Annotated in this window: 9 protein-coding genes and 1 tRNA gene; 5 read left to right on the top strand and 5 right to left on the bottom strand. The window is 71.9% G+C overall.

What is annotated here, in order from left to right; translation table 11 throughout:
• Positions 1–58 precede the first annotated feature (58 nt).
• Both HF519_RS27775 and HF519_RS27770 read right to left on the bottom strand, forming a co-directional pair.
• Positions 59–673: a TasA family protein gene (locus HF519_RS27775; protein WP_169415949.1), complete on the bottom strand. Its 615-nt coding sequence runs from the start codon at positions 671–673 to the stop codon at positions 59–61.
• Between the two features lie 141 nt (positions 674–814).
• Positions 815–1090, bottom strand: coding sequence for a hypothetical protein (locus HF519_RS27770; protein ID WP_169415948.1), 276 nt, complete (start codon positions 1088–1090; stop codon positions 815–817).
• A 65-nt stretch (positions 1091–1155) separates the two neighbouring features.
• On the opposite strand from HF519_RS27770, the gene HF519_RS27765 reads away from it, so the two are divergent.
• The gene (locus HF519_RS27765) at positions 1156–1929 is read left to right on the top strand and encodes a maleylpyruvate isomerase N-terminal domain-containing protein (RefSeq protein ID WP_169415947.1); all 774 of its coding nucleotides are present in this window, start codon (positions 1156–1158) and stop codon (positions 1927–1929) included.
• 204 nt (positions 1930–2133) lie between these two features.
• Here HF519_RS27765 and HF519_RS27760 read toward each other — a convergent pair whose 3' ends face one another.
• The 3 genes from HF519_RS27760 to HF519_RS27750 are packed head-to-tail and all read right to left on the bottom strand — an operon-like array spanning position 2134 to position 5429.
• Positions 2134–2748, bottom strand: a complete 615-nt coding sequence (locus tag HF519_RS27760) for a GNAT family N-acetyltransferase (protein ID WP_169415946.1) — start codon at positions 2746–2748, stop codon at positions 2134–2136.
• On the bottom strand, positions 2745–4394 hold the full coding sequence (locus HF519_RS27755) for an alkaline phosphatase D family protein (protein ID WP_169415945.1): 1650 nt from the start codon (positions 4392–4394) through the stop codon (positions 2745–2747). The genes HF519_RS27760 and HF519_RS27755 overlap by 4 nt, the downstream gene beginning before the upstream one ends.
• A 57-nt stretch (positions 4395–4451) precedes the next feature.
• Complete coding sequence (locus tag HF519_RS27750) at positions 4452–5429, bottom strand: ROK family protein (RefSeq protein ID WP_169415950.1); 978 nt, start codon at positions 5427–5429, stop codon at positions 4452–4454.
• A gap of 95 nt (positions 5430–5524) precedes the next feature.
• Between HF519_RS27750 and HF519_RS33120 the strand changes: the two genes are divergently transcribed.
• From HF519_RS33120 to HF519_RS27730, 4 genes are all read left to right on the top strand, one after another.
• A complete protein-coding gene (locus HF519_RS33120; RefSeq protein WP_169415944.1) occupies positions 5525–6703 on the top strand; it encodes a DoxX family membrane protein in 1179 nt (392 codons plus the stop codon).
• A gap of 158 nt (positions 6704–6861) precedes the next feature.
• Positions 6862–7281 carry a PE domain-containing protein gene (locus tag HF519_RS27740; RefSeq protein WP_169415943.1) on the top strand — a complete coding sequence of 140 codons (420 nt, stop codon included), beginning with the start codon at positions 6862–6864 and terminating at the stop codon, positions 7279–7281.
• Positions 7278–7868 carry a DUF3558 domain-containing protein gene (locus HF519_RS27735; protein WP_169415942.1) on the top strand — a complete coding sequence of 197 codons (591 nt, stop codon included), beginning with the start codon at positions 7278–7280 and terminating at the stop codon, positions 7866–7868. Before HF519_RS27740 ends, HF519_RS27735 begins: the two co-directional genes overlap by 4 nt.
• 1340 nt (positions 7869–9208) lie before the next feature.
• Positions 9209–9283 (top strand) — tRNA-Ile (locus tag HF519_RS27730).
• Positions 9284–9781 lie beyond the last annotated feature (498 nt).

Genomic DNA, 9781 nt, shown 5'->3' with positions numbered 1-9781 from the left:
CAACCGGACCTCGGAAGAGGAGATGTTGTGGGCGAGGAGGGGGTGGTGCCCCCGGCTGTCAGCGTGCCGCCGCGGCGCGCTGGGTACCGGTGAAGGTGAACTCGATCGTCGAGGACAGGGTCTGGAACGAGTTGTCGGCGCTCCCCGGGAAAGCGAGGGTGACCAACAGGTTGTCCGAGGAGCCCGCGGCCAGCGACTTGAGACCGGTCAGGGCCAGGTCCGAGCCGATCACCGGCCGCGAGACGAGGACGGTGGAGGCGCCCTCGGCGCAGGTGTAGGTGCGGGCGCTGACCTCGGACCACACGCCGGCGCAGGACTGGATGGTCAGCTGCAGCCCGTTGGTGGCGTCGGTGTCGAGGAGGCTCGATTTGCCGGCGGCGGCGGCGGTGGTCAGGACGACTCCGGACAGGCCCTGGTCGCCGGTGTTGGAGAGCGTGACGGGGCGCTGCACGGTGTCGCCGGGGACCAGCCCGGTGGCGGCGACGGACAGCTCGTTGACAGCGCCGTTGGCGCCGAGCTCGATCTTGACCGTGCCGCTGGAGACCGTCTCGCTGGCCGAGGTCGTCGAGGTGAAGGTGCCGAACGTTCCCAGGCCGGCGACGGCGGCAGCGGCGCCGAGCACGCCGGCCGAGATGAGCAGCTTGCGGGCGGTGGTGCGAGTGCGGGCGTTCATCGAGCTCTCTCCTGCCGGGGCGGGAGGTCCCCGCCGGTTCAGGAGAACTGTGAACGGCGTAGCTGCAGACGAGCGCTCGTCAGCCTCAAGATCGGCGCAAGATCGCCTCGAGGTTTCGCAGCGTCGCGTGCGACCCCCGGATCAGGCGGCCCGGCGCTCCATCGCGAGGTCCTCCCCGGGGAGGACCTCGTCGTTCGTGGCGCGGGGTGCGGGAGTGACCGCTGTGCTGCGCCGGGCGAGCATCCGGCCGATCGCGGCGCCGAGAGCACCGATGACCGCGAGCAGGCCGCCCACCAGTGCGATCGCGCCCGGTCCGGCGTCCGGGAACGCGGCCAGCAGCAGGAACGAGATCAACGGCCACCACAGCAGAGCACGTGCGGGACCGCGCAACGACCATTCGGGGTGATCGGGCGCCATGCTTCGCTCGTACCCCGATCGGTGCACGACCATGCATGAATGAGTGAACCGCTAGCGTCTCGCCCATGACGGACCTCGGCCTGGACACCTACCGCACGGCCTTCGCGGAGCAGATCGGCCTGCTGGCCGATCGGGTCCGGGCCGCCGACCTGCAGCTCCCGGTCCCGACCTGCCCGGAATGGACGATTCGCCAGCTCGTCACGCACGTCGGCCGGGGCGACCGGTGGGCCGCGACCATCGTCGGGACCCGCTCGCCGGAGTTCGTCGACCCGCGCACGGTCGAGGACGGAAAGCCGCCCGCCGAACCCGGCGCCGTCGCCGACTGGCTGCGTGCGGGAGCGCAGCGGTTGCTCGACGCGGTCGACGAGGTCGGCGCCGACTCACCCGTATGGACGTTCACCGGCCCGCAGCCCGCGGGCTGGTGGGTGCGGCGGCGGTTGCACGAGAGCGCCGCGCACCGCGCCGACGCCGCCATCGCGCTCGGCGACCCCTTCGCCCTCGCCCCCGAGCTCGCCGCGGACGGGGTGTCGGAGTGGCTCGGCCTGCTCACGAGCCCGCGGCGCGGGCAGGACGGCGACCCGCTGCTGCCCGAGGGCGCAACGCTGCACCTGCACGCAACCGACGAGGGGCTCGGCTCCGCGGGGGAGTGGATGATCCGCCCGGACGGCGCCACCATCGCCTGGGAGCACGGCCACGGCAAGGGCACCGTCGCGGTGCGCGGGGCGGCCGCCGACCTGTTCCTCGGCCTGCTCCGCAGGCTGCCCGCCGACGACCCGCGGCTGCAGGTGCTCGGTGACCCCGCGGTCTTCGACACCTGGCTGGCCCGCACCCCGTTCTGACCCCGGCCCGCACCGAGCGAGGGGGGCCGATGGTCCGCGTGGCGCCGGGCGCCCGGTGCGCCGGACCGTCCCGATGCGCTGCCCGCCGAGCCCGCCGAGCCCGCCGAGCCCGCCGACCCGGAGCGGAGCGGCCGGTGGCCCTGGTGGAGCGGTGGCACTCGCTGCATCCAGCGCGGCGAAGGGCCCCGCTCGCTGTGTGCAGGGTCAGCCCTGGAACTCCTCGCGCAGCAGGTCCATGAGCAGCCCGTCGTGCCAGCTGCCGTCGCCGCCGCGTTCGTACCGGCGCATCACCCCGACCGGCGAGAACCCGACGCGCTGGTAGCTGCGGATCGCGCGGGTGTTGCTCGCGGCAGGGTCGATGACGATGCGGTGGTGACCGCGCCGCTCGAACAGGTAGCGGATCAGGGTGCGCATCGCGTCGGCCCCCAGGCCCTGCCCGTGCGCGTCCGGGTGCAGGGCGATGTCGATGCCGGCGTGCCGGTAGTCCGGGTCGTTCTCCTCGTGGAAGATGATCAGCCCGACGACCTCGCCGGCCAGCTCGATCGCGTAGCCGTGCGGGCCGAGCAGCTCGCGACGGACCCGTTCCAGGTCGTAGCCGCCCCACCACCTCGCGACCTCGGGGTGCTGCAGGATCGCCATGAACGCGGCGACGTGCTGCGCGCCGGTCGGGCGCAGCACCACGGTCTGGCCGGCCAGGGCGTCGGTGCCGGGGGCGGGCGGAGCGGCGGTGCTGCGCAGCGTGGCGGGGGTCCCGCCGTGCCCGGCGTTCGGTGCCGGCTGCGGCGCCGGTTCTGCGGGCTGTGTCGGCTGTGTGCTCATCGGGGGCTCAGTTCGTAGCGGGCGAGTTCGTGCAGGGATGCGGCGCTCCGCGGCTCCTCGAAGAGCACCTCCGCGTGCCGGTCCTCCACGAGCAGGGTGGCGATCAGGTTGCCGAACAGCGGACCACCCAGCTTGTCCCAGCTGACGTCGGGTTCCGGTGCGCCCGCCCGGGCCGCCCAGCGGCGCGCGAACCGCGCGGTGGCGCGGGCCCAGCCCAGCCGGAACCCGACCTTCACGAACCACTCGACGTGGTTGTGCACCGGCGAGCAGGTGAGCTGGTGGATGCGGGTGGCCCCGTCGTCGCAGAGCGGGGCGTCCCGCAACCGGGCGCGGGCGGCGTAGCTGTGATGCACGTCGCCGGACAGTACGCTGATCGTCGCGGGCGGCGGCGACCCGTCCGGACCCGCGGCGACCCGGCCGATCAGGCGGCCGAGACGATCGAAGGACTCGCGAAACGCCGGCCAGTGCTCCAGGTCGAAGGCCTGGCGGATCTGCTCGGCCAGCTTCCCGCGCCGGCCGGGCCGCGCGGCGGCGGCCTCGTTGACGGTCTGCAGGTCGCCGATCGCGTGCGGGAGCAGCCAGGGCACCGAGGTGCCGAACATCAGGTGGTCGACTTCCCCCGGTGCGAGCGCCTGGTCCTCCACCCAGCGGAACTCGCTCTCGCCGAGCATGAGGTGCCGGCCGTTCTCCAGGATCCGCCCGTTCCGCGAGTCGATCATGATGAAGCGGCTGCGGCCGAGGTCCCAGCGGAAGCTGAACCGGACGCCCTTGGCCCCGTCGACCTCGGTGTCGGCGCGGTCGGCGAGTTCGGCGAGCAGGGGCCAGGTGTCCCCACCCGCCTCGGAGACCTTGCGCCAGTCCGGGTCGGCGGCGAGCTCGTCGGGGGAGAGGTTGCCCAGGTGCTGGTAGACCCAGTACGACGCGAGGGCCGAGCGGATCCGGTCGCGCCACCACGGCTTGTCCGCCATCTGGGCGCGCCACGTGGCGGAGGTGTTCCAGTCGTCCCGCACGTCGTGGTCGTCGAAGATCATCGCGGTGGGGACGGTCGACATGATCCAGCGGATCTCCGGGTCGGCCCAGGAGTCGCAGTAGAGCCCGACGTACTCGTCGTAGTCGACGATCTCGTCGTCGGGCCACTCGGGGTGCTCGTCACGCCGCCCGGCGATCCGCCGCCGGGTCGCCGGGGTCAGCTCGTCGGCGTAGACCTGGTCGCCGAGCAGCAGCAGCGCGTCGGGCCATTCCTCCGGCGGGCGGCGCACCATCCGCGCGGCGTAGGCGTCCAGGGCGTCGATCCCGTACTTCGCGGCTGCCTTGCGGTCCGACAGCTTCACGTACCGGCAGGAGCCGAACAGGATGCGGTGCCGCCCGGCGCTCCGCGGGCCACGGGTGGGGATCACGCTGGCCGGGAACGGCGAGACGGCCGGCGGCCAGACCTGTTCCCCGTCCACGTGTACCTGGTACGGGATCCTGCTGTCGGGCTCCAGCCCGGTGACCTGGACCAGCGCGTAGTGGTGACCGGCCACCTCGAACGTGTCGGCCGTGCAGCCGAGCACCTCGACCCGTGCCGCGCGATCGGTCTGCACCCAGATCACCGCCGTCGTCTCACCGACATGACGCAGCGCGGGACCGAGCAGGAGACGTGGCACGGCGCCACCCTATGGGGTGATGGCGGGTGGTCCGGTCACGAGTGGGCGTTTGTCCTGTCACGCTTCTGCGGCGTGTTCCAGACCCAGGACGGCGGCCCCGATGATCCCGGCGTCACTGCCGAACGTGCTGGGCAGCACGGGGGCGATACCGCGGGTCCGGGCCGCGTATGCGTACTCCCGGGCGGCGGCCCGGGCGGGTTCGAGCAGCAGATCACCGGTCTCCACGAGACCTCCGCCGATCCGGACCGCCTCCAGTTCGAAGATGTTGGCCAGCGAGGCGATGCCGACGCCCAGCCAGCGGCCGAGGCGGGCGAACAGCGCCTTCGCCGCCGGATCACCCTGCCCGGCCGCCTGGGCGACCGTCTGCCCGGTGACCTCGGCGCCCTCCTCGCGGGCCAGCCGGGCGACCAGGCTCGCAGGATCCGCCGCGGCGAGCTCGCGGCCCATCCTGGTCAGGGCGGTGCCCGACGCGTAGGCCTCCAGGCAGCCGCGGTTGCCGCACCCGCACCGGGGGCCGTCGGGGTTGACGATGATGTGGCCGAGCTCGGCGCCCATGCCGGTGGGTCCGCGGTAGATCTCGCCGGCGAGCACCAGGCCGCCGCCGATGCCCGTGCCGACGGTCAGCAGCATCATGTTCCGGTAGCGCTGCTCGCCGAGCCGCGCCTCGGCCAGCGCCGCGACGTTGGCGTCGTTGTCCACCGCAGCCGGCAGCCCGGTGGCCTCCTCGAGCTCGGCGCGGACCGGCCAGTCGCGGTAGTCGTTGTTGGGGGCCCAGCGGATCAGCCCGGCCGGCCATTCGACGATCCCCGCGGCGCCGACGCCGACCGCCACGACCTCGGGATGCTCGGCGCGTAGCCGCTCGGTGAGGCGGAGCAGGATCTTGCTGGTGCTCCGCGCGTCGGACTGCTCGGGTGTGCGTTCGACGAGTTCCGTCAGCACGGTGCCGTCGTCCTGCACCACCGCACCGGCGATCTTGGTGCCGCCGATGTCCAGGCCGATCGCGCGGCGGCCGCCCGTTTGGTGCTGTCCCATCATCACCTCTGCATGATCTCCGCCCTTTCACCCGTTATGCCACTGAAGGCCGGGGAGATCGCAGGTTTGGCACGGCGACTTCCCGGGAAGGTGCCCCCATGCCGCTCCTGCGTCGTGTTGCCCGTCCCATGCTCGCTGCCATCTTCATCTCGGGTGGCATCAACGCCCTGCGCTCGCCCGAGGGGCACGTGCAGGCGGCCAAACCCGTGATCGATGCCGCCGCCCCGGTGGTGGACAAGGCCGTCGACATCGCTCCGATCGACCAGCGGCCGGACCCCGAGACCCTGGTCAAGGTCGACGCGGCGGTGAAGATCGCAGCCGGTTCGCTGCTCGCGCTGGGCAAGGCCCCCCGGCTCGCGTCGGCGGCGCTGGCCGCCAGCCTCGTCCCGACAACCCTCGCCGGACACCGGTTCTGGGAGGTGGAGGACCCGGCGGAGCGCCAGGCCCAGCAGATCCACTTCCTCAAGAACCTCGGCTTGCTCGGCGGGCTGCTGATCGCCGCTGCCGACACGGAGGGCAAGCCGTCGGTGGCCTGGCGCAGCAAGCGCGCCGCCAGGCTCGCCGCGGCCGCTGCTCAGCGGGAGGCCGACGCCATCAGCGGAACGGTCCACGAGCTGACCGGGCGGGTCTCCGGGGTGGCCCAGGAGGCCGGCGGGGCCGTGTCGGGTCTCGCTGCGGGGCTGGTCGGGCTCGCACCCGGAGCCGCTGCCACCCGGTCGGCGTCCAAGGCAGGCTCGGACCTGACGTCGAAGGCGTCCGAGGCGGGGTCGCTTCTCTCCGAGAAGGCGGAGCGGGCACGCGCCCTGCTGGCTGAGCGGGCCCCGGAGGTGCGCTCCGCGGTGGCGACGGGTGCGTCGACGTTCGGGGCCGAGGTCTCCGAGCTCGGGACCGAGCTGTCGAAGCGTGCCGCGAAGGCTGCGCGGAAGGCCGAGAAACTCGCCGCCGAATGGGAGAAGATCGCCGAGAAGCGGGGCGCCGAGCTCGCCAAGGTTGCTGAGAAGCGCGGCGCGCAGTGGCAGAAGGCCGCGGAGAAGCGTGCGTCCCAGTGGCACAAGGAAGCCGAGAAGCGGCGGGCCGCGTGGGAGAAGCAGGCCCGCAAGACGGTCAAGAGGGCCCGCAAGGAAGCCCCCGGTTACGCCGACCAGTTGACGACGCAGGTGTCGAAGCTGGGCGGTGACGTGACGACGCGGGCGTCGCAGCTGGGCGCAGCCGGAGCCAAGGTCGCTGAGGGCCTGGCGAAGGACGCACGCAAGCGCGCCGCCGCGCTCGCGACCTGAGCCCCACCCGTCCCGTTCTCACGAACGGCACTTTCGGTCAATTGAACGACGTGCCGCTCGTGGCGTTCGATTCGCTTCTCGTGGACTGCGCGGGGAGACGTGGTCGGGTTTGACCGAAAGCGCCCGCTCCGCGCACCGGACCTGCCACGATGTCCGCCATGACGCAACCGCGGCCTGGGCCGGTCGATCCTGTATTCATCGGTCGGCCCCAGACCGGGCGGGCGCAGGCCCGGGAGGTGTTGCTGGCGGTGCAGGGCGCCGGGGCGGTCGACGGTGAGGTGGTGCCCGGGACGTTGTACGTCGATCCGGAGCGGGCGCAGGCGTGCATCGACGGGCTGGGGAAGATCGTCGACGATCTGCGGTTCGGCCTGATCGCGATCCAACGGACGGCCTTCGCGCCGCCAGGTCGAGACGAGGTCAGCGTCAACATGGCAAACAATGCCGCCACGATGGCCAGCCGCGCCGACGCATACGTCGAGGCGTGGGCAGCTTCCATCGAAGCCACCAAGGAGGCGTTGTCGCGGCAGCTCTGGGCCTACGAGGATGTCGACCAGACCAACGCGCAGCAGCGATCATGAAACGACGGGTACGCGCGGTGCGTGCGGCGCTCTCAGCCGTGATCGTCATGGCAGTTGCGGGATGCACCGTCCCCAGCGAGGGCCGGGCGTCCCCAGCTCCGGCGGCTGCGGCGGTGAGCTCCCAGGAACCGCTGATCGTCGCGCCGAAGGTGGTCGAACCGAAGGACGCCCGCAGCATCGCTGCGTGTGATCTCCTGACCCCTGCACAACTGACGAGCCTGGACCTCCTTCCGAACACCGCGCGGCCGGACACGAGCGGCGGCGCGCGGACCTGCGGCTGGAAGTCAGCCAAGGACGCCAACCTGGCCGGAGTCACGATCGCCACCGATCTGGCCATCGGGGGCCTCGAGGGTCTTTACCTCACGCGGGACACGTTCGAAGTCTTCGAGCCGGGTGACGTGGGCGGTCACCCGTCAGTGCGCGCCGATGGCAACAGAGGTGGGCGTTGTTCGCTCTATGTGGCTGTAGCGGAGGACCAGCTGCTGTCGACCGACGGCAATCTGGCCGGGCGTCCGGCGTCGGATCCTTGTGCGGTCTCCCGGCGGATGGCGGAGTTGGTACTCGCCAACCTGCCTCATCTCAGATGAGGAGGCCCGGACAACATGGCTGACCACTACCCAGGAACGCACATCCCATTCGATGCCTGGTCGCTCAAGGACATCCGTGATCCTGTACTCGACGGGCCCGGCAGCAGCGTCGTCGAGTCAGCTGCGGTCGCATACCTTGAGCTCGCGGCGAGGCTGGGCAAGGCTGCCGAGGACCTGCGGGCCGTGCTCCGGGTCGCTCAGGGCGCTCACGAGGGCGAGGCGGCGGACGCGAGTCGTCGACACATCGCACGGCTCGCGCAAGCCGGCGACGACGGGGCCGTGCAGGCCCAGCTAGCGGCGATCGCGCTGCAGGAACAAGCGGCGTTCCACGCCCGGGTCCGTACCGACATGCAGGCCCTGGCGGAGGCCGACAATCCCGCGAAGCGCCTGCCATCGGTACCGGCGATCATCTACGAACGCGCCGAGGAGTCCGCTCGGGTGGCTGCCGTCGATGCGGCGGAGCGCTATCAGAGCAACACCAACCACAATCTCGGCGCGACGTTCCAGATGTTCGAGCCGCCGCCAGAGACCACCCCGGGCGTGAGCACCGCCCCCGCGATGCGTGATCCAGGCTGGCCGGCCGCCGACGGCGGACCTGGTGGAGCTGCGATCGGTGCGGCTGGTGGGGGTTCACCCGAGGGGGCGAGAACGCCCCCGCCGTCGGCTCTCGGCGAGAGCACCGCTGCGAGTGCAAGCACCGCCACGGCGGCCGGCGGCAGTGCGTTCGGACCAGGAGTAGGGCCTGCGAGCGTCCCCGTGCGCGGCGCAGGCGGCGGAACCGGTGCCGACCGCGCAGGCGGTGGCGGGCCGGAGCTTCCGCGGGCGGGGCTCGCCGCCACCACCCAGGTCGCCGGTGTCGATGGGACAGGGTCCATCGCCCGGCGTACCGGCGCTTCCGCCGCGAACGGTCTGCGAACACCCGGCGGGACAGGCACATCTGGATGGGTACCCGGACAACCGTGGAGCGCCCGGGCGTCCGAACCAGGAGCCGGCGGGGGTTTGTCTTCCCGTGGTGCGTCGCTGCCGGAGGCGGACAGCCAGCGCCTCGCTTCCAGAACCGCTCTCAATGCAGGACCGGGAACGAGCGAGCCTGCGACGCGGAGGTCTGGGTCGGTCCGGCCGGGGAGTACGAGCTACAGCGGGCTACCCCTGATGCCTGGAGCAGCCGTCGCCGGTGGCCAGGACACCGGCCACCCCCGGCCGCCGTGGTTACTGGAGGACGACCCGGATTCAGTGTGGTTCGCAGGGCTGCCGCAACACGCCCCGCCGGTCATCGGCGGTTCCGAGGGCCCGCCAACGCACACTTGATCTGCCGGGTTCGCTAATCTCGGCCCCGCACCGGGGCGGTAGCTCAGCTGGTCAGAGCAGCGGACTCATAATCCGTCAGGTCGTGGGTTCGAGCCCCACCCGCCCCACATACGTAGTCCACGACGTGCGGCGTCTTCGGGGACAACCGCAGCGTGCGGACCTCCCCGGCCACATCGTCGATCATGCACGCCACGACCGAACGGGCGTGGACATCCAGGCCTACACACGTACGCTCCGACAGCACCGGCGCCTCCCGTAAATGCGGCACCGCCACCCCGCTATGGCGGTGACCCGCGCCAACTTGCGAGTGAGGCGCCGGCCCCTCATACGGTCTAGGGAATCTGGGTGATCGCCGGCGAGCCCCTATGCCAGTGTCCGTGGCCATGAAAAAGTCCCCGCTGGTGGCCAGGTGCAGGTCCCCGCGGGTGGCCGTGTGAGGTCCCCGCTGGTGGCCAGTTAGAAGTCCCCGGTCCCTCGTTGAGCTTGGCCCCTGACGCCGGACACCTTGATGTTGACCCCGCTCAGCGGACACAGACGTGAGGAGACATAGGGTCCGACGATCTTGTGAAGGAGATCGTCCGTCGTGCCGAAGCCCTACCCGCCGG

Source organism: Pseudonocardia bannensis, from assembly GCF_012911875.1.
Taxonomy (GTDB): domain Bacteria; phylum Actinomycetota; class Actinomycetes; order Mycobacteriales; family Pseudonocardiaceae; genus Pseudonocardia; species Pseudonocardia bannensis.
This window is presented reverse-complemented; position numbering and strand designations above follow the sequence as displayed.